The sequence below is a fragment of the uncultured Caulobacter sp. genome (assembly GCF_937900395.1).
Classification (GTDB): Bacteria; Pseudomonadota; Alphaproteobacteria; order Caulobacterales; family Caulobacteraceae; genus Caulobacter.
The window spans coordinates 1-17,745 of record NZ_CALCDX010000151.1 but is presented as its reverse complement, the minus strand read 5'-3'; the positions used below and the strand labels follow the sequence as shown (position 1 = coordinate 17,745).

At 69.3% G+C, this 17,745-nt stretch carries 18 protein-coding genes and 1 pseudogene; 16 read left to right on the top strand and 3 right to left on the bottom strand.

Going from position 1 to position 17,745, the window contains the following annotated elements; all coding sequences use genetic code 11:
- The first annotated feature begins 4 nt into the window (after positions 1-4).
- The 3 genes from Q0379_RS12260 to Q0379_RS12250 all read left to right on the top strand — a co-directional run bounded on the left by Q0379_RS12260 (position 5) and on the right by Q0379_RS12250 (position 3,445).
- Positions 5-241 (top strand): hypothetical protein, encoded by a 237-nt coding sequence (locus Q0379_RS12260; RefSeq protein WP_137803669.1) that lies wholly within the window; start codon positions 5-7, stop codon positions 239-241.
- Between the two features lie 253 nt (positions 242-494).
- Entirely contained in the window at positions 495-1,481 is a 987-nt protein-coding gene (locus Q0379_RS12255; RefSeq protein ID WP_099538424.1) for a zincin-like metallopeptidase domain-containing protein, read from the top strand.
- A gap of 137 nt (positions 1,482-1,618) precedes the next feature.
- Positions 1,619-3,445 carry a ParB N-terminal domain-containing protein gene (locus Q0379_RS12250; protein WP_099538425.1) on the top strand — a complete coding sequence of 609 codons (1,827 nt, stop codon included), beginning with the start codon at positions 1,619-1,621 and terminating at the stop codon, positions 3,443-3,445.
- A gap of 217 nt (positions 3,446-3,662) precedes the next feature.
- On the opposite strand, the gene Q0379_RS12245 is transcribed toward Q0379_RS12250, so the two are convergent.
- Positions 3,663-3,902 (bottom strand): hypothetical protein, encoded by a 240-nt coding sequence (locus Q0379_RS12245; RefSeq protein WP_099538426.1) that lies wholly within the window; start codon positions 3,900-3,902, stop codon positions 3,663-3,665.
- Positions 3,903-4,200: 298 nt separating this feature from the next.
- On the opposite strand from Q0379_RS12245, the gene Q0379_RS12240 reads away from it, so the two are divergent.
- The 7 genes from Q0379_RS12240 to Q0379_RS12210 all read left to right on the top strand — a co-directional run bounded on the left by Q0379_RS12240 (position 4,201) and on the right by Q0379_RS12210 (position 10,984).
- The gene (locus tag Q0379_RS12240) at positions 4,201-4,527 is read left to right on the top strand and encodes a DUF736 family protein (protein WP_099538427.1); all 327 of its coding nucleotides are present in this window, start codon (positions 4,201-4,203) and stop codon (positions 4,525-4,527) included.
- 181 nt (positions 4,528-4,708) lie between these two features.
- Entirely contained in the window at positions 4,709-4,960 is a 252-nt protein-coding gene (locus Q0379_RS12235; protein WP_201723080.1) for a helix-turn-helix domain-containing protein, read from the top strand.
- Positions 4,953-5,474 (top strand): S26 family signal peptidase, encoded by a 522-nt coding sequence (locus Q0379_RS12230; RefSeq protein WP_099538428.1) that lies wholly within the window; start codon positions 4,953-4,955, stop codon positions 5,472-5,474. The genes Q0379_RS12235 and Q0379_RS12230 overlap by 8 nt, the downstream gene beginning before the upstream one ends.
- Complete coding sequence (locus Q0379_RS12225; RefSeq protein ID WP_099538429.1) at positions 5,462-6,061, top strand: lytic transglycosylase domain-containing protein; 600 nt, start codon at positions 5,462-5,464, stop codon at positions 6,059-6,061. Before Q0379_RS12230 ends, Q0379_RS12225 begins: the two co-directional genes overlap by 13 nt.
- Before the next feature lie 249 nt (positions 6,062-6,310).
- Complete coding sequence (gene rlxS / locus Q0379_RS12220) at positions 6,311-8,302, top strand: relaxase/mobilization nuclease RlxS (protein ID WP_062093397.1); 1,992 nt, start codon at positions 6,311-6,313, stop codon at positions 8,300-8,302.
- Positions 8,303-8,399: 97 nt separating this feature from the next.
- On the top strand, positions 8,400-9,623 hold the full coding sequence (locus tag Q0379_RS12215; RefSeq protein ID WP_062093396.1) for a hypothetical protein: 1,224 nt from the start codon (positions 8,400-8,402) through the stop codon (positions 9,621-9,623).
- Between the two features lie 230 nt (positions 9,624-9,853).
- Positions 9,854-10,984 (top strand): reverse transcriptase family protein, encoded by a 1,131-nt coding sequence (locus Q0379_RS12210; RefSeq protein ID WP_291843199.1) that lies wholly within the window; start codon positions 9,854-9,856, stop codon positions 10,982-10,984.
- 44 nt (positions 10,985-11,028) lie between these two features.
- Here Q0379_RS12210 and Q0379_RS12205 read toward each other — a convergent pair whose 3' ends face one another.
- Entirely contained in the window at positions 11,029-12,060 is a 1,032-nt protein-coding gene (locus tag Q0379_RS12205) for a nucleotidyl transferase AbiEii/AbiGii toxin family protein (RefSeq protein ID WP_062093394.1), read from the bottom strand.
- Positions 12,053-12,646 (bottom strand): DUF6088 family protein, encoded by a 594-nt coding sequence (locus Q0379_RS12200; protein WP_062093393.1) that lies wholly within the window; start codon positions 12,644-12,646, stop codon positions 12,053-12,055. Before Q0379_RS12200 ends, Q0379_RS12205 begins: the two co-directional genes overlap by 8 nt.
- A 212-nt stretch (positions 12,647-12,858) precedes the next feature.
- Here Q0379_RS12200 and Q0379_RS12195 point away from each other — a divergent pair, with 212 nt between their 5' ends.
- The 6 genes and pseudogenes from Q0379_RS12195 to Q0379_RS12170 all read left to right on the top strand — a co-directional run.
- Complete coding sequence (locus Q0379_RS12195) at positions 12,859-14,898, top strand: conjugal transfer protein TraG (protein WP_062093392.1); 2,040 nt, start codon at positions 12,859-12,861, stop codon at positions 14,896-14,898.
- Positions 14,899-14,908: 10 nt separating this feature from the next.
- Complete coding sequence (locus tag Q0379_RS12190; RefSeq protein ID WP_082749283.1) at positions 14,909-15,307, top strand: CopG family transcriptional regulator; 399 nt, start codon at positions 14,909-14,911, stop codon at positions 15,305-15,307.
- The gene (gene trbB, locus Q0379_RS12185) at positions 15,304-16,308 is read left to right on the top strand and encodes a P-type conjugative transfer ATPase TrbB (protein WP_171012843.1); all 1,005 of its coding nucleotides are present in this window, start codon (positions 15,304-15,306) and stop codon (positions 16,306-16,308) included. The genes Q0379_RS12190 and trbB overlap by 4 nt, the downstream gene beginning before the upstream one ends.
- The gene (locus tag Q0379_RS12180; RefSeq protein WP_062093391.1) at positions 16,308-16,655 is read left to right on the top strand and encodes a TrbC/VirB2 family protein; all 348 of its coding nucleotides are present in this window, start codon (positions 16,308-16,310) and stop codon (positions 16,653-16,655) included. The genes trbB and Q0379_RS12180 overlap by 1 nt, the downstream gene beginning before the upstream one ends.
- Complete coding sequence (locus Q0379_RS12175) at positions 16,652-16,936, top strand: VirB3 family type IV secretion system protein (RefSeq protein ID WP_062093390.1); 285 nt, start codon at positions 16,652-16,654, stop codon at positions 16,934-16,936. Before Q0379_RS12180 ends, Q0379_RS12175 begins: the two co-directional genes overlap by 4 nt.
- Positions 16,930-17,745, top strand: a pseudogene (locus tag Q0379_RS12170) (conjugal transfer protein TrbE); the annotation flags it as partial. The gene Q0379_RS12175 and the pseudogene Q0379_RS12170, both read left to right, overlap by 7 nt.

Below are 17,745 nucleotides of genomic sequence, written 5' to 3'. Positions count from 1 at the left end.
TGCGATGGACACCTACACCTTCGTTTGCTTGGCCGATAACCAGGTCGCCACGGCGGTCGACGTTCAGGCGCTCTCACCCGATGCCTATGTCGCTCACGCGTGGGGTTTGCTTCGCGAGCATGCCAGCGCCGTATCGGTGGAAGTCTGGCGGGACGACGCGGTGCTGGCGGTGATCGAACGCGACGGGGCTCGCATGCTCTCGAGCACGATCTCGTCGGACGAGCACGCGCCAGAAGCCTGAACAGTGTCCGATACGGCCATCGCGCTGCGCGCGATGACTTTCCTGGTTTTCCTTTCCCCTGAAACGGGGGTGGGCGGCGCGCCCTTCTAGGCCCGCCTTGGTCGGCGGCAAGCCGGCCAGGGCCGGCTCCTCCACTGCGTTTCGGCCCTTCGGGTGCCGCCGTCCGGCGACGGGCCTCTTCGGCCGCTCTTCGCCGCCCACCCCCCTTTCCGGCGAAAGGATGCGGGGTTTTGGGCGGGGAAGGAGCCCGCTCATGCGCCCGACCGGTCAAGGCCGCAAGTCCGCCGCCAAGGCCTCGCCCTCCCGGCGGGAGCCGTCCCGACAAGCTGAAGCCAGCCTCTATGACGAGGTCACCCACCGGATCATCGACCAGCTGGAGGCCGGGCGCCTGCCCTGGGTCCAGCCGTGGGGAACGGCCGGGCGCGCGGCCCTGTCCCTGCCGCGCAACGGGATCACCGGGCGGCGCTATTCGGGCGTCAACATCCTCCTGCTGTGGGGCGCGGTCATCGAGCACGGCTATCCGTCCCAGGGCTGGCTGACCTTCAAGCAGGCCCTGGCCGCCGGGGGCTGTGTGCGGCGCGGTGAACGCGGCACGAGCGTGGTCTATGCCGACCGCTTCACGCCCAAGGCCGAGCAGGAACGCGCCGCGCGTGACGGCGACGAGCCCGGCAAGGTCGCTTTCCTCAAGCGGTTCACCGTCTTCAATCTCGCCCAATGCGAAGGCTTGTCGGGCGTCGATCCCGAACCCGCGCCGCTGCCCGAGCGCCAAGCCGTCCCCCACGCCGAGGCGCTGATCGCCGCCACCGGCGCGGACTTCCGCGTCGGCGGGCCGCGCGCCTTCTATGATCCTCTGTTCGACTACGTGCAGGTCCCGCCGCAACCGGCCTTCACCGACCAGATCAACTACTACCGCACCGCCTTCCACGAGCTGTCGCACTGGACCGGCCACGGCTCGCGGCTGGACCGCGACCAGTCGGGACACCGGGGCGGCAAGGCCTATGCGCGCGAGGAGCTGGTCGCCGAAATGGGCGCGGCCTTCGTCTGCGCCACCCTCGGCATCGTCCCCACCGTCCGCCATGCCGACTACATCGGCGCGTGGCTTGAAGTCCTGCGCGAGGACAACCGCGCCATCTTCCGCGCCGCCTCCCAGGCCTCCAAGGCCGCCGACTTCCTGCTGGCCTTCCAGACCGCGCCGTCGCCCGAGCCTAGCGCGGCGGCGCAATGCGCCATGGCCGCCTGATCCCGCCTTCCGCGCGCCGGGATCAAGCCCGGCGCCGGTCGACCGCGCCAATCCCGGCGCATCCCCGGCCCCGCCCGCAGCCTGGACAGCAACACGGACGGGGCCGGTTCCACCCCTGAGAAACAGGAGCAACCGTCATGAAACTCGCTTTCGCCGACCCCCGCAACATGACCGTCTCGCCGCTCAACATGAACTACGGGCGGCCTGATCCGGACATCGCCGACATCGCCCCGTCGATCCGTCAGCGCGGGGTTCTCCTGACCATGCTGGTGCAGGAAAAGACCCAGGACGGGGCCGTCGTCCCCGGTCACTTCGAGATCGTCGCCGGGCGGCGGCGGTGGTTCGCGGCCATGGCCGCCATCGCCCAGGGCGTCGAGATCGATCCGGTGCCCATCGGCATCCTGGCGCCCGGCGACGACGCCGCCGCCATCGAGGCCTCGCTGATCGAAAACCTCGCGCGCCTCCCGGCCGACGAGGTCACCTGCTGGGAGACCTTCGCCAAGCTGATCCGCAAGGGCCGCGCGCCCGAACAGATCGCCGCCACCTTCCACATGACCGACGCGGTGGTCCGGCGCACCCTGGCGCTGGGCAACCTCTTGCCGCGCATCCGGGGCCTCTATCGCCGCGAGGCCATCGACGTGGCCACCGTCCGCTCCCTGACCCTGGCCACCAAGAGCCAGCAGAAGGAGTGGCTGGCCATGCTGGACGATCCCGAGCGCCGCGCCCCGACCGGCGCCCAGCTCAAGACCTGGCTGTTCGGCGGCGCCTCGATCCCGGCCAAGAACGCCCTGTTCCGCCTCGACGACTACCCCGGCCAGATCATCGCCGACCTGTTCGGCGACGACAGCTATTTCACCGATCCCAACCTCTTCTGGACCTGCCAGAACCAGGCCCTGGCGGCCAAGCGCGAGGCCCTGTTGGCCGACGGCTGGAACGCGGTGGAGGTGCTGGAGACCGGTCGTTCGTTCGAGTCCTGGAAGCACGAACGGGTCTCCAAGGCCAAGGGCGGCAAGGTCTTCCTGGCCATCAGTTCGCGCGGCGAGGTGACGACGCATGAAGGCTGGCTGAGCGCCAAGGAGGCCCGGCGCGCCGAAGCCGCCGCCGCGAAGGCCGCGCGCGGCGAGGGCGATGGCGACGGTCCGAAGACCGACCGCGCCGAAGTCACCAGCGCCCAGCAGACCTATATCGACCTGCACCGCCATGCCGCCGTGCGCGCGGTCCTGGCCGACCATGCGGGCGTGGCCTTGCGGCTGCTGGTGGCCCACGCCGTGGCCGGGTCGGCGCTGTGGCGCGTCGAGGCCGATCCTCGGCGGGCGGGCCATGAGGCGGTGTCGGCCAGCGTTGAGGCCAGCCCGGCCGAGGCGCGGTTTCGAGCCAAGCAGGCGGGCGCCGCCGCCCTACTCGGCGTCGAAGCCGATGGCGATCTGGTCGGACGGAAAGGCGACGGCGGCGCGGCGGGCGTCTTCGCCAAGCTCCTGTCCTTGCCCGACGCCGACGTCCTGGCGGTCGCCGCCGTGGTCATGGGCGAAGCGCTGGCCGCCGGGAGCGCCGAGGTCGAGGCGGCGGGCCTGCACATGAAGGTCGACATGGCCGCGTTCTGGAGCCCGGACGCGGCCTTCTTCGAGCTGATCCGCGACCGCGAGGCGGTCAACGCCATGCTCAAGGAGGTCGGCGGCAAGAAGGTCGCCGACGGCAATCTGGCCGAGAAGGTCAAGACCCAGAAGGCCATCCTGCGCGACTTCCTCGACGGGACGAACGACCGTCCCAAGGTCGCGCGCTGGACGCCGCGCTGGCTGACCTTCCCGGCTGGCGCCTACACCAAGCGGCGCTTCGCCACCGCCGAGCGGAGCAAGGCGGTCGCGCCCCTGCTGCGTCGGGTCAAGGTCCCCGGCGCGGGCGAGGTCCCGGCCCCGGCCGTGGTCCTGGTCAGCGATCCCAACCCGGCCATCCTCGCGGCCGAATGAGCCGGCGGGGCGGGCGGCGGCTCGCCCCGATCCCTCCAGACCTTGAGCCCCGCGTCCGGCGACGCGGGGTTTTTCCTATGACGTTGGGCGGGCGATGGCCCCCGCGCTTGGCGGCGCGAAGGCGGGGCCGGTCAGGCCTCGAAGGTTCCAGATCAGGGCGAAGACGTCGTCGCCGTCCTGGCCGGCGGCGTGGCCGAAGCCCGACCTTGGAGGCGGGCTAGCCGATGTCGGGATGGGCCAGGGTCAGACCGACATAACCCTGGCCCTTGACCCGGCCGCCGCCGCGCCAGCCGGCGCCGATCTCGATCCCGCAAGCCCGTCCCGTGCGCGGCGATAGACGGGCGAGGACTTGTCGCGGCCGGGCGATCTCGATGGCGGCCAGGCCGTGAGGGTGACAGCGCCGGCCCTTGAAGGCGCCGGCTTCCCGCGCGGGCGGCGTGGCCGAGCGGGCGATCATGGCGGGGGGCCTTGCAGCAAACCGCCGGACACGAACCCACGACGATGGCTTGGACCCTATGGGCGTCCCGTCCCGCCTCGAACCGTCGCGCCGAACTTTTTTCCCCGCCGCGCCCAAGACAAGAGGGCGCGGCTCCTCGCGCCCGCTTCGCTGCAAAAAAGCCCGTCGCTCGGGTCCTGCGCTGCGCTGCGGCCCTCCGGACCTCAAGGGTCCTGCGGGTCAAGGCGGGCCGGGCCGCCCATGACGGGCGCCTGTCGCCGGGGATCGGCCCCGGCGGATCGCTGAAAGGACCCCCGCCATGACCGCCACCCTCGGCCACGTCACCCGCTCGGAAACCGGCGCTTTCAAGGGCCAGCTCCGCACGCTCAACATCCGCGCCGACATCGAGATCGTGCCCGTCCGCGACAAGCCCTCGCCCGCCTATCCCGACTACCGGGTCGTGGCGTCCGGGATCGAGATCGGCGCCGGCTGGAACAACGTCGGTCAGGTCAAGGGCCAGGAATATGTCGGCCTGACCCTGGCCCATCCCGACATCGGCCCGCGCACCTACAAGGTCAAACTCGGTCGCGCGGCCGGCCAGGACGACGACGACGTCTTCGCCCTGATCTGGAACCCCGAGGACTGACCGGCCCCGCCCTCGCGCCGCCAGGCGCGGGGGCCACCGCCCGCCCCAGGAGAGGGGGAACGAATTTCAAAGGCGCGTTTGCGTACGTCCCGCCCGCGCGCTGGGCGCGGTCTGCTCGCCCCAGCGCGGCCCAACCCCATCCCGCCACCGCCGCGCCCCAACAGGAAAAGGGAGCGCGGCGATGATGGACGAAGACGACGCGATCAACCGGGCCGCCCGCGCGCGCAAGGGCAGCCCGTTCCTCAACACCGCCCAGGCCGCGCACTATATCGGGCTGGCCGAACGCACGCTGGAGACCATGCGCGGCCAGGGCCAAGGCCCGGCCTTCCGGCGCCACGGGCGGTTCATCCGCTACCACATCGACGACCTGGACGCCTGGTCGCGGCGCAACGGTTCGCGCCGCGACGCCGAGCGCGAGGACCGCCATGTTTAGCCGCTGGCTCACCCCGCGCGGCCAGGTCCTGGCCGGTCTTTCCGCCGGCGCGCTGGTCGCCCTGGCCGCGCCGCTGGTCTTCGATCCCGCCCCGCGCCTGGTCTGGAACGCCAGCGCCAGCGCGCCCGTCGGTCTCTGGCGGATCAGGCCGGGCGCGCCGGTCCGCGTCGGCGATCACGTGCTGGCCGAGCCGCCGCCCGCCGCGCGGCGCCTGGCCGCCCAGCGCCGCTATCTCCCCGCCAATGTGCCGATGATCAAGGCCGTGGCCGCCGTCTCGGGCGACGAGGTCTGCGCGGTCGGGACCTCGATCACGGTCAACGGCCGGCCCTTCGCCATGCGCCGCGCGGCCGACCGCCGGGGGCGTAAGCTGCCGTGGTGGTCGGGGTGCCAGCGGCTGTCGGGCGGTGCGGTCTTGCTGCTCAATCCCGCGCCGGACTCGTTCGACGGGCGCTATTTCGGGCCGGTGGGCAAGGGCGCGGTCATCGGCCGGGCGACCCCGCTATGGCTGCCCTGATCGTCCTGGCGGCGGTCGTCGCGGCAAGCCCGGCGACGCCCGAACGTATCGAACAATGGCGTCCCTGGATCGCCGAAGCGGCCCAGCGTTTCGACATTCCACAGGCCTGGATCGTGGCGGTGATACGCGCCGAAAGCGGCGGGCGAACCCACCTCGACGGCGTGCCGATCACCTCGCGGGCCGGGGCGATGGGGCTCATGCAGCTGATGCCCGGGACCTATCGGGAGCTGGCCAGGGTCCACGGTCTGGGGCCTGATCCTTACGATCCGCGCGACAACATCCTGGCGGGCGCGGCCTATCTTTCGGCCATGCGCGCGCGGTTCGGCTACCCCGGTCTGCTGGCCGCCTACAACGCCGGACCGGCCCGCTACGCCGCCCACCTGGAGACCGGCGCGCCGCTTCCGGCCGAGACCCGCCGCTACATCGAAACCCTCGCCCAGATCCCCGGCGAGACGGCCTTGCCGCCCGCCGTGCTGTCGGGGACGCGATTGTTCTTCCTGCTGCAAGCGGCTGGACCGGACGCCACGCCCGCGCCGTCGGCCGGGCTGTTTGTCCCCCGGTCGGCGCGGGGCCGGGAGACGCCGTGATGGCGGTCGGGTTGCAGGGACGGGAGGGGGAAGGAAGCGCGGGTAAGGCAAGATAAAGCACCGGTGCCATCCCTGCGGTCCTGTCGCCTCAAGGCCTTGTCTGCACATCGTTTTCTTAGATTGCGGCATGGCGCCATGCAGACGGAGTTGGCGCCATGCAAGACCTAAGCGCCTGACGTGAAACGACAATTCATAGCGCCAATTTCGGTGATCGGCGCGATCGGTCATAGGACTGGCGGGAGAGTTGCCATGGTCCAGAACGACGATTTCGAGCCACGCCTGGGCAAGCCTCGGGCGCTGGGCTCCAGGCAGGGCAAGAGCTACCTGTCGCGGGTGCTGCGCTCGGCCATGCTGGCCAGCGGCGGGGTCTTCGGCAAGGCGCCGCGCAAGCTCAAGTTCACCGGCGCGCGGATCGGCAAGGGCGCGGGCGTCGCCCGGGTGCTGTCCTCACGCGACCGGTTCGCCGCCTACCGCGCCCGCCGGGTGATCGTGAAGTTCTCGATTCCGAAGCTTGCCGGCAAGGGCCTGGACGCGGCCCGCGCCCACATGCGCTATGTCCAGCGCGACGGCGTCACCCGCGAGGGCGCGCCCGGCCAGCTCTATGACGCCGCCTCCGACAAGGCCGACGGCCGCGCCTTCATCGACCGGGCCGAGGCCGGCGGCGACGCCCGGCAATTTCGGTTCATCGTCTCGCCCGAGGACGGTGCCGAGTACGAGGACCTCAAGCCCCTGACCCGCCGCCTGATGGCGCGGATGGAAGCCGACCTCGACACCAAGCTCGATTGGGTGGCCGTCGATCACCACAACACCGGCCACCCCCACACCCACATCATCGTGCGCGGTCGCGATGACCAGGGCCGCGAGCTGGTCATCGCCAAGGACTACCTGACCCAGGGCTTGCGCGAGCGCGCCGCCGAGCTGGTGTCGCTGGACCTGGGACCGCGCGCCGACCACGAGATCGAAGGGCGGTTGCGGCGCGAGGTCGATCAGGAGCGACTGACGAGCCTGGACCGCGGCCTGCTGCGCGACGTCGACGAAGCGGGCCTGTTCTCGCCGCGCCATGTCGATCCGCTGCTCTATTCCGTCCGGGCCGGGCGGCTGCAGACCCTCGCGCGCCTGGGCTTGGCGCAGGAGCGCGCGCCGACCCGCTGGCGCCTGGCCGACGGTCTGGAAGACACCCTGCGCCGCATGGGTGAGCGCGGCGACATCCAGAAGACGCTGTACCGTTCGCTGGAGGCGGGCGGCGTCGCGCGCGCCCCGGCCGATCAGGTCATCTACCAGCCAGGGGGGCCGGGTGCCCGACCATTGGTCGGCCGCCTGGTCGCGCGCGGCCTGTCGGACGAGTTGAAGGATCGCCATTATCTGGTCGTCGACGGCGTCGATGGTCGCGCCCACTATGTCGAGATCGGCCGGGGCCTGGCGGTCGAGCCGATCCCGGAGGGCGCGGTGGTGGCGATCGCGCCGCGTCCGGTCGAGCCCCGGGCCGTCGATCATACCGTGGCCAGGATCGCCGCCGTCAACGACGGGCGCTACAGCCTCGACCTGCACCTGGCCACCGATCCGACCGCCTCGGCCGCCTTCGCGCAGACCCATGTCCGAAGGCTCGAGGCCCTACGTCGGGGACGCGCCGGGGTCGAGCGCCAGGACGACGGGACCTGGATCATCGCCGCCGACCACGTCGAGCGGGCCGGCGCCTACGAGAAGAAGCAGGCCCAGGACGCGCCCGTCGTGGTCCGCACCCTGTCGGCCCAGCGGCTCGACCAGCAGGTCGGCGCGGTCGGCGCCACCTGGCTTGATCGCGAACTGATCGCCGAGGCGCCCGAACCGCTGCGCGACGCCGGGTTCGGGCGCGACGTGCGCCAGGCGTTGGCCCAGCGTCGCCAATGGTTGATCGAGCAGGGCCTGGCCCAGCAGGAGCAGGACCGGGTGATCTATCGCGCCGGCCTCCTGACGCGTCTGCAACGGCGCGACCTGATCGCGGCGGCCGAAGGCCTGGCCCGCGAGACCGGGCTGGCCTTCTCCGAGGCGCGGCCGGGGCAGCGGGTCGAGGGCGTCTATCGGCGCGCGGTCGACCTGGCCAGCGGACGCTTTGCGATGATCGAGCGCAGCCGCGACTTCACGCTCGTGCCGTGGCGTCCAGCGCTGGACGGCCAGGAGGGCCGCGCCGTGTCCGGCGTGCTGCGCGAGGCCGGCGTCAGCTGGACCATTGGACGCGGGCGGGGCGGCCCCGCAATCGACTAGGCGGTGGGTTGCGTCCCGCAACTCAACCGGGCACTTTCAGCAAAGCTCGATCTCGCGCGTCGAGGCGATGCGTGTGCTCCATCCAAAGTTTAGCGCCATGACCTTCCTGTCAGGCATATCCCGATCGGCCGAATGGCTCCTGCAATTCGACGAGTCCGACCGGGAAGCCGCAGCCTCTCTCATCGACGAGATCCTGCTGGTCAGTGGAGAGGCGTTTCAGCGCGGAATGCGGCGGCTGCTGGACGAGGTCGTCGCGTCTAGGCCATCGGCGGATGGAAAGATCGCCCTCTATGCCGAGCGACCGGTCAAAAAGGTGTTCGGCAAGATTCCCGCGTTCTTTCCTGACTCGCGTCACGGCAAGGCGACGGGCCCCGGCGTGCAGCCCGTTCGAGCCGATCCTCGCGATCAGGAGATCGGCAGCGAGGGCGTGGTCGCCCAGCTGATTACCGACTACTGCCGACAGAACCCCGAGGTGGCGCTGTCCCATCCCGGCCCGGATAAACTGAGGGCCGATCGCGTCGGCCATATCGTGATTGTCACCGACTTCATCGGATCGGGCAAACGCGTCCACGACATGTTGGAGGCGTTCCGGTACGTGGCGACCTTGCGCAGCTGGCGGTCGGGCGGGCGCCTGAAGTTCACGGTCGTGGCCTATTCGGCTTTGACCGAAGGCCTCTACATCCTCGAGAACCAGAAGTTGAAGCCTCAGGTCCGCCTGGCCGTCGGATGTCCGACCTTGTTTGGCGGGTTCGGCCGATCGGCTTCGGTCAAGATGGTCGATCTGTGCCGCCGCTATCCGCCCAGGCGAAACAACCCGTTCGGCTTCCGAGGCGGCGGGGCCCTGATCGCCTTCGCCCACGGCTGTCCGAACAACGCGCCCGCCATGCTCTGGAGCCGGGCCGACGGCTGGAGACCACTGTTTCATGGCCGCAGCACGGCCGCGACGGTGGAAGCCTTTCCTGTTAGCGAGACCCAGGCGTTGGACGAGCGGGCCCAACGTCTGCTCGGGGTGCGCAGCGCCCAGGAAGCCCTCTCGGCGCCGACCACGAAATTGTGGGTCTCGACGATGATGGTGCTAGCCGCCTGCGAGGACGGCGCCAGAGATGCCAAGGCGGTTTCGGGGCGCTCGAGTCTGGGCGTTGCCGAGACGGAGTCGATACTGCGCTTCGCGCAGGTCGCGCGATGGCTGACCGACAAGCTCACCATGACGCCGCTGGGGCGAAAGGAGCTTGCGCGCCTGCGTCGGCGAGGTCGGCGGCGACCGGTGCTTCCCAGCAAGGACAGTCCCTTCTACTATCCCAGTCAGCTGAGGGTTCCTTGAGGGCAATTAGGAATGCGCCGCGAAAGCGGCGATGGGCTTCTTCGCGGAAGCCTAGGGCGTCGGATTCTCGGCGCTCGTCTCGCGTAGCTCTCTTTTCATGCTGCGCAATACTGCAAGCCTTTCCTGGCGGTGTCTTGGGTGCGCCTTGCAGTATTACCCACCGGAGTGGGTCGAAGTAAGTGTCGTCCTGGAACCCTCAGCACTATCGTTTCGATGGCGAGCGCCAGGGCGTGCCCGGCGCGGTGATCGACTCCGCGCTCGCGATCATGGAGCGGATCCGGCGCGTCGATCCGCGGATGACGCCCGTCTTCACCCTGCGCCACCTCAGCGAAATGACGGGCACGCGCTACGGCCTGTTGCGCAGCGTCGTCGCGCGTCGGACGCACCCCTACAAGGTCTTCACCTTGAAGAAGGCGATCCCCGGACGCACACGCGTTCGCCTGATCTGCACGCCCAATCGGGAGCTTAAGACGACGCAGGACTGGATCGTCCGCAACATCCTCCAACACACCCGCGCCCATCCTGCGAGCTACGCCTACCACCCCGGTTCGCGACCTGAGTTCGCCGCGAGGATGCATTGCGGCTGTGATTTCCTCCTTAAGGTCGATATCGAAGACTTCTTCACCCGGGTGACAGAAGGTAAGATCTGCGAGGTCTTTGAAGGTCTTGGCTATCCGGACCTGATCGCCTTCGAGTTGGCCAGACTGACAACTGTCGTGGCGTCCGGCGGCAAGAGCCCCAGCGTTGACCCGGCCGTGCGCTGGCCAACTATCAAGGCCTATCAGCACGCTGCGGAAGGTTTCCTACCTCAAGGCGCACCGACCAGTCCGATGCTCTCCAATCTGGTCATGCGCCATCTGGACGATCGGTTCGCGGCGATGGCCGCTGCGGCGAACATGAAATACACGCGCTATGCCGACGACCTGGCGTTCTCGGCCCGAAAGCCGCACACGCGCGCCACGGTGGCGGCCTTCAAGCGCAAGGTTCTGCGCGAACTGTCGGAGGCCGGCTATAGGCCGAACCTGCGCAAGACGGCCATCCGCGGACCAGGCGCGCGCCGGATCGTCCTTGGCATGCTGGTCGACGGACCCGAGCCCCGGCTGTCGCGCGAATTCAAGGATGATCTGCGCCAGCATCTGCACTACCTGGCCAGCGAGGATTTTGGTCCATCGCGACATGCGGAACGGCAAAAGCTCTCCGTGTCGACCCTCTATCATAGGGTCCGCGGCCTGATCGGCTGGGCGATGCGGGTGGAGCCGAAGTTTGGGGCCAAGTGTCTGGCGCAGTTCGAGGCCGTGGCTTGGCCGCCGATCGACATTCGATCGCCGATCAACGCCATCGACTGGGACGAGTTGGCTTAGGCCAGGCGGTCGTGATCCACGAGAGCTTTCTGTCGATTGGCAGCCTACGGCGTGGCGCTGGATCTGGCCGCGTTGGCCTTGTCCTGCAGGCTCTGGCATCGCGCCATCAGCGCGTCGAAGGGCTCGGCGACGCCGTCCAGATAGCCGGCCTCGATCATGGCTTGGTAGTCGGCTTCGAGCACGGCGCGAGCCTCGCCCTCCGGGACCAACCGCAGGCCGCCTGCAACGGCCGCCCCGTAGTCGATGACTTCCCCGGCAGGATCGGCTTCGATGAAGAACTTGGACTTGTGGTCAGCCACGGCCTTGGCCAACTCCGGATCCGCGATGGCGACATCGGCGACGCCGGCCAGATCCAGCCGCGCTAGGTCGTAGCAGTGTCGGGCAAAGCCCGCCCCGCCCTTGAAGCGGCCTTGAACGCAGAAGACGTGAACCGCCGTGGCCTTCTCCCAGAAGGTTCGTTCGGCGGTCATCACGCAGGGCGTGGCCGCAGGAAACTCCAGCTCTTCGAAGGCCTTAGCCAGATAGCAGTCGACCGGACGCGGTGAGGCGGGCTGCCCGGTGGCGCGGGCGCCAAATTCCAGCTTCACTCGGGGGCGCACATAGCCGGGGTAGTCGGCCGCGGTCTCGTAAACCACGAGCAGGTCCTGACCGTCCTGTTCGACGTGAGCGGGAAGGCCGTCAGCCGCCAGGCGTTCGGCAAGGTATGGTGCGACCGTATCGCGGATGAAGCGTGGCAAGAGACGTTCGCGCACGCGTCGCGAAACGCTCTTGGCCTCTTCAGGCGTCAATTGGGCCGGGTCGCCAAAGCGTGGGTCGCCCGTCAGCTTGCCGATGTCGTAGGTCAGGTCGACGTCTTCGGAAAACCGGTCGATGATATCGTAGGCCTTGGATAGCGACGTGCCGCCCTTGAACACCAGGCCGTCGGCGAACGGCGCGGCGAAGAGCGCCTCGAGTGTCCAGACGACCCAGACATCCTTTTCGAGCAGATAGGACGCACGTTCGAGGCCACGCCCGGGCGCGGCCTCGAGCACCTCGCGACGATCATCCCGGGAGAGGTTCAGGAACCGGTCAGCCACGCGCCAGGCTCGAAACTTCCTGAGCCAGCCATGTGGGCAGACGACCTCGCAGGTTCAGGAGGGTCTGCACGGTCTCGGCCGGTAGTCGGCGCTTGAGAGCCTTGAGCGTTTCGGCGGCGCGTTCAGGGCCAGCCCAGGCGAGTGCACGGACGGCGTCGCCGGCCGGCTGGCCGGGCAACAGCAACTCCCAGTCCCGGGCGTGGCGAAGTTCGAGCTGTTGGCCCCCGATCTTCAGTCCCCGGCTTTTGCCCGAAGTGAGATAGATCGCCTTCATCGGTGTCTGGGTGGTCAGGCCCAGGGCGTTGGCGGCCGCCGCGCCATGGCTTGCGATGACCTCGCCGGTGGTGCTGGAAATCGCCTGCACCACCGTGGCGGCGGAGGGCGTGCGGGGGCCGTATTTACCCTGCCGAGGACGAAGGTAGAGGCCCCGACCGATGCGGCTCAGCGCGCCCGAACGCGACAGACGCACGAGCGCCTGATCGACGGCGGCGCGCGATCCCAGATGCAGCAACTCCTTGGCGCGAAGCGTCGTCCCTTCGGGCGCGGCTTCGGCGTGGGCGAGGATATGATCTGCGAGCGCGGACATGACAGTCTCCTTGTCAGAAAGTATCACATATTTTCTGACAAGCGCAAGACTGGCGCGCCCCGCGAAGATCCGCCCAGACTGAACCCGCCGGACAAGACGGCGCCTAGCGCGTCCTAGCGCGGGCCTAACCGCCATAAGCGATTCCGGGGCGCCGCCTGAGCCTCTCCTGGCCCTGATCCGCATGCCGCGGCGCAGGGCTCGGGACCCGGCGCATGACGCCCACCAAGCTCCTCATCGGCCAGATTCTCGCGGTCTTCGCGATCATGATGCTGGGCGTCTGGACCGCGACCCAGTGGGCAGCGGCGATGCTCGACTACCAGGTCCAATTGGGCGCGCCCTGGGCGACGCCGTTCGGCCAGCCGCTCTATCGCCCCTGGCAGCTCTTCGACTGGTGGTTCCACTACGAGGCCTATGCGCCGTCGGTCTTCAACAAGGCCGGCCTGCTGGCCGGCGCCAGCGGATTTCTCGGCTGCGCCTGCGCGATCGCCGGCTCGCTGTGGCGGGCGCGTCAGACCGGCCAGGTCACCACCTACGGATCTTCGCGCTGGGCCAGCCGCCGTGAAGTGACGGCCGCCGGATTGTTCCGGTCGAAAGGTGTGTTCCTCGGCCAGTTGGCTGGCCGCTACCTGCGCCATGCCGGCCCCGAGCATGTGATGGCCTTCGCCCCGACCCGATCGGGCAAGGGCGTGGGCCTGGTCGTCCCGACCCTGCTGTCGTGGACCGGCAGCGCCGTCGTCCACGACATCAAGGGTGAGAACTGGACCCTGACCGCCGGCTGGCGCTCGACGTTCTCGCACTGCCTGCTGTTCAACCCGACCGACGCGCGGTCGGCTCGCTACAATCCGCTGCTGGAGGTCCGCAAAGGACCCGACGAAGTCCGCGACGTTCAGAATATCGCCGACGTGCTCGTCGACCCGGAAGGCGCTTTGGAGCGCCGGTCGCATTGGGAAAAAACCAGCCACAGCCTGCTGGTCGGGGCCATCCTTCACGTCCTCTACGCCGAAGAGGAAAAGACCCTCGCTCGGGTCGCCACCTTCCTCTCCGATCCTCAGCGCTCGTTCGCCCACACCCTGCGGCGGATGATGGCCACCAACCATCTGGGCACGCCGGACGCGCCCAAGGTTCACCCCGTCGTCGCCAGCGCGGCGCGCGAGGTCCTCAATAAGTCCGAGAACGAGCGCAGCGGGGTCCTCTCCACGGCGATGTCGTTCCTGGGCCTCTATCGCGATCCGACCGTCGCCCTGACCACCAGCGCCTGCGACTGGCGGATCGCCGACCTCGTCGACGCCCCAGTCCCGGTGACCCTCTACCTGGTCATCCCGCCATCTGACATCTCCCGGACCAAACCGCTGGTGCGGCTGGTGCTCAACCAGATCGGCCGTCGCCTGACCGAGCGCCTCGAAGGCGACCCGGCCAAGAGCCGCAAGCACCAGCTCCTGATGATGCTCGACGAGTTCCCCGCTCTGGGGCGCCTGGACTTCTTCGAGACCGCCTTGGCGTTCATGGCCGGCTACGGCATCCGCGCCTACCTGATCGCCCAGAGCCTGAACCAGATCTCCAAGGCCTATGGCGAGAACAACGCCATTCTGGACAACTGCCACGTCCGGATTGCGTTCTCCTCGAACGACGAGCGCACCGCCAAGCGCATCTCGGACGCTCTGGGTACGGCGACAGAGCTGCGCGCCCAGCGCAACTATGCCGGCCACCGGCTCTCGCCCTGGCTCAGCCATGTCATGGTCAGCCGTCAGGAGACCGCTCGGCCGTTGCTGACGCCCGGCGAGGTCATGCAGCTGCCGCCGGACGACGCGCTGGTCCTGGTCTCGGGTCTGGCGCCGATCCGCGCCAAGAAGCTCCGCTACTACGAGGACGACAATTTCGCGCGCCGTGTCGCCGGGCCTCCGACGCTGGGTGATGGCGGCTATGTCGATCGTCCGCCGCCGCGTGGCGACGATTGGGGCGGACAGGTGCGTGGCCCTCACGCCGAACTGGCCGGCGTGGTCGACGCCGAGGCCCTGCTGGATGAGGAGGGCGGTCTCCAGCAGCAACGCCATCCTGGCCTCTCAGAGGACGCCACGGTCCGGCCGAGCGGCGAGGATGTCGAGCTTGGTCTGGGTTTGGGCGAGGACGACGGCGACGTCGCCGCCGACCGCGCGGCCATGGCCCGCGCCCAAGCCACCGCGCCGCTCGCCCGCGCCCACGCCATGAACGAAGGGGCCGGTCGTGGCGACGACGACCTGCTCCCGTCTTTCTGAGGGGGCGATCGTGAAGCCCCGCCATCACCTCTATCTCGACGACGCGCTGACCGCCGAACTCGATCGGCTGGGAAACAAGCCGGGGACCTCCAAGTCGGCCATCGTCGCCGACGCCCTGCGGGCTTATCTGGGCCGCCGTGCGGCCGGCGAGATCGACGACCTCTTCAAGGTCCGGCTCGACCGGATGAGCCGCCAGCTCGGCCGGATCGAGCGCGACCAGAAGATCCTGCTCGAAAGCCTGGCGCTGTTTGTCCGCTACCAGCTGACCGTCACCGCACCGCTGCCGGAATCCGACAAGGCCGCCCAGGCCGTCGGCCGCGAGCGTTTCGCCCGCTTCGTCGACCAGGTTGGCCGTCAGGTCGCCAGTGGCCGCGCGACCCTGGATCAGACCGGGGAAGCGGCGTCATGAGCGTGGCTGGCATGGAAACCTTGGACCGGCGCGCGGCGATGTTGCGCACGGCGATGGGACCCGACATCGCCGTCGCACTTGCCGATCCGGCGGTGGTCGAGGTGATGGTCAATCCCGACGGGGTTCTGCGCCTCGACCGCCTCGGCGAAGGGCGTGTCGATACGGGCGTCAGCCTGGCGGCGGCCGAAGTCGAGCGGATCATCAGGCTGGTTGCCAGCCATGTCCGCACCGAGGTCCACGCCGGCGCGCCGATCGTCAGCGCCGACCTGCCGCCACGCGGCGAGGCGCTGTCGGGCGAGCGGTTCGAAGGCGTGCTGCCGCCGATCTCGGCGAGCCCCTGCTTTTCGATCCGCAAGCCGGCCAGCCGCATCCACACACTGGACGACTACGTCGAGGCCGGCGTCATGGCGCCGGTGCAAGCAGAGATCCTGCGCCAGGCGATCGACGAGCATCTCAACATCCTGATCGCCGGCGCGACGTCGGCGGGCAAGACCACCCTGGCTAACGCGCTCCTGGCCGAGGTGGCCAGGTCAGACGAGCGGGTCATCCTGCTGCAGGACACCCCGGAGCTGCAATGCGCCGCGCCCGATTGCGTGGCCCTGCGCACCCGACCCGGCGTCGTCAGTCTAACCGACCTGGTGCGCTCGACGCTGCGCTTGCGGCCCGACCGCATCGTCGTTGGTGAGGTGCGCGGCGGCGAGGCCCTGGACCTGCTGAAGGCCTGGAACACCGGCCATCCCGGCGGCCTTTCCACCGTCCACGCCAACTCCGCCCGTTCGGCCCTCTACCGGCTCGAGCAGCTGGTCCAGGAGAGCGTGGTCACCGTGCCGCGACGACTGATCGCCGAGGCGGTCGATCTGGTCGTCTTCATCCGGGGCCGGGGAACCGGCCGCCGCGTCGAAACCCTCGCCCGGGTCACCGGTCTCGATTCTTCCGGCGACTACGTCGTCGTCGATCTCGACCCTCCACAGCTGAAAGCCCTCAGACAGGGAGAACCCTGATGTCGTACGTCGCCAAGGCGCGCGCGGTCGCCGACCCGCGCCCGCTCCACCTCACAGCCCTGACTTCGATCCTGATCCTGCTCTGGTCCGCCCAGGCCCAGGCCGCCGGTTCGGGCATGCCCTGGGAAGAGCCGCTGCAGCAGGTGCTGGAGTCGGTCGAAGGGCCCGTCGCCAAGATCGTCGCGGTCCTTGTGATCATCACCACCGGCCTGGCCTTGGCCTTCGGCGAGACCAGCGGTGGCTTTCGCAAGCTGATCCAGATCGTCTTCGGCCTGTCGATCGCCTTCGCCGCCTCCAGCTTCTTCCTGACCTTCTTTTCGTTCGGCGGAGGCGCGTTGATCGCATGAGCGGGCCAGCCATCCCTTCCAGCGGTGATGTCGAGGGTTTCGAAGTCCCGCTCCACCGCTCGCTGACCGCGCCGATCCTCCTGGGCGGCGCGCCCCGGTCCATCGCCATCCTCAACGGCACGCTCGCCGCGGCGCTGGGCTTGGGCTTGCAGCAGTGGATCGCGGGTCTGGTGATCTGGCTCGTCGGCCACAGCCTTGCGGTGTTCGCCGCCAAGCGCGACCCCGCCTTCGCCGCCGTCGTCACACGCCATCTGCGTCAGAAGGGGTGGCTGGCATGCTGAACCTGCGCGAGTACAGGAGCCGCGCCGACCGGCTGGCCGACCATCTGCCCTGGGCGGCTTTGGTCGCGCCGGGCGTGGTCCTGAACAAGGACGGCGGCTTCCAGCGGACTTTGAGCTTCCGCGGTCCGGATCTGGAAAGCACCACGGACGCGGGCCTGGTCTCGGTCTGCGCCCGCGCCAACAACGTCCTGCGCCGGCTCGGATCGGGCTGGGCGCTGTTCTTCGACGCCGAGCGCGTCCCGGCCCTGGGCTATCCGGACGGGGCCTTCCCCGACGCGGCCTCCTGGCTGGTCGACGAAGAACGGAGGGCCGACTTCGATGGTCAGAAGGGCGAGCACTTCGAGAGCCTCTGCCACCTGACGCTCTACTTCCTGCCGCCGGTCGATCAAGTGAGCCGCGCCGAGCGGGCCTTGATCGCTCGTGATGGGCCCGCCCACGGCCGCGACTGGCGCCAGGAACTGGCGGCCTTCGTCGCCACCACAGACCGCATCCTCGACCTGCTGGCCGGCTTCATGCCGCAGGTCCGCGCGCTCGATGACGGCCAGACCCTGACCTACCTGCACGCGACGATCTCGGCGCGCCGCCACCCCGTCGCCGTCCCCGAGATCCCGATGTATCTCGATGGCCTGCTGGTCGACACGCCGCTCACCGGCGGCATCGAGCCGCGCCTGGGCGACCAGCATCTGCGCACCCTCACTGTGCTGGGTTTTCCCAATGCGACGCGCCCTGGGATCCTCGACGCCCTCAATCACCAGGCGTTCAGCTATCGCTGGACGACCCGGTTCATCTGCCTGGACAAGGCCGACGCC

Excerpts from the sequence above, each read along its gene's own strand:
- Q0379_RS12230 (WP_099538428.1), top strand. The coding sequence starts at position 4,953 with ATGTTTAGCCGCTGGCTCACCCCGCGCGGCCAGGTCCTGGCCGGTCTT.
- rlxS (WP_062093397.1), top strand. The coding sequence starts at position 6,311 with ATGGTCCAGAACGACGATTTCGAGCCACGCCTGGGCAAGCCTCGGGCG.
- Q0379_RS12235 (WP_201723080.1), top strand. The coding sequence starts at position 4,709 with ATGATGGACGAAGACGACGCGATCAACCGGGCCGCCCGCGCGCGCAAG.
- trbB (WP_171012843.1), top strand. The coding sequence starts at position 15,304 with ATGAGCGTGGCTGGCATGGAAACCTTGGACCGGCGCGCGGCGATGTTG.
- Q0379_RS12225 (WP_099538429.1), top strand. The coding sequence starts at position 5,462 with ATGGCTGCCCTGATCGTCCTGGCGGCGGTCGTCGCGGCAAGCCCGGCG.
- Q0379_RS12175 (WP_062093390.1), top strand. The coding sequence starts at position 16,652 with ATGAGCGGGCCAGCCATCCCTTCCAGCGGTGATGTCGAGGGTTTCGAA.
- Q0379_RS12240 (WP_099538427.1), top strand. The coding sequence starts at position 4,201 with ATGACCGCCACCCTCGGCCACGTCACCCGCTCGGAAACCGGCGCTTTC.
- Q0379_RS12250 (WP_099538425.1), top strand. The coding sequence starts at position 1,619 with ATGAAACTCGCTTTCGCCGACCCCCGCAACATGACCGTCTCGCCGCTC.
- Q0379_RS12255 (WP_099538424.1), top strand. The coding sequence starts at position 495 with ATGCGCCCGACCGGTCAAGGCCGCAAGTCCGCCGCCAAGGCCTCGCCC.
- Q0379_RS12195 (WP_062093392.1), top strand. The coding sequence starts at position 12,859 with ATGACGCCCACCAAGCTCCTCATCGGCCAGATTCTCGCGGTCTTCGCG.
- Q0379_RS12245 (WP_099538426.1), bottom strand. The coding sequence starts at position 3,902 with ATGATCGCCCGCTCGGCCACGCCGCCCGCGCGGGAAGCCGGCGCCTTC.
- Q0379_RS12260 (WP_137803669.1), top strand. The coding sequence starts at position 5 with ATGGACACCTACACCTTCGTTTGCTTGGCCGATAACCAGGTCGCCACG.
- Q0379_RS12215 (WP_062093396.1), top strand. The coding sequence starts at position 8,400 with ATGACCTTCCTGTCAGGCATATCCCGATCGGCCGAATGGCTCCTGCAA.
- Q0379_RS12180 (WP_062093391.1), top strand. The coding sequence starts at position 16,308 with ATGTCGTACGTCGCCAAGGCGCGCGCGGTCGCCGACCCGCGCCCGCTC.
- Q0379_RS12200 (WP_062093393.1), bottom strand. The coding sequence starts at position 12,646 with ATGTCCGCGCTCGCAGATCATATCCTCGCCCACGCCGAAGCCGCGCCC.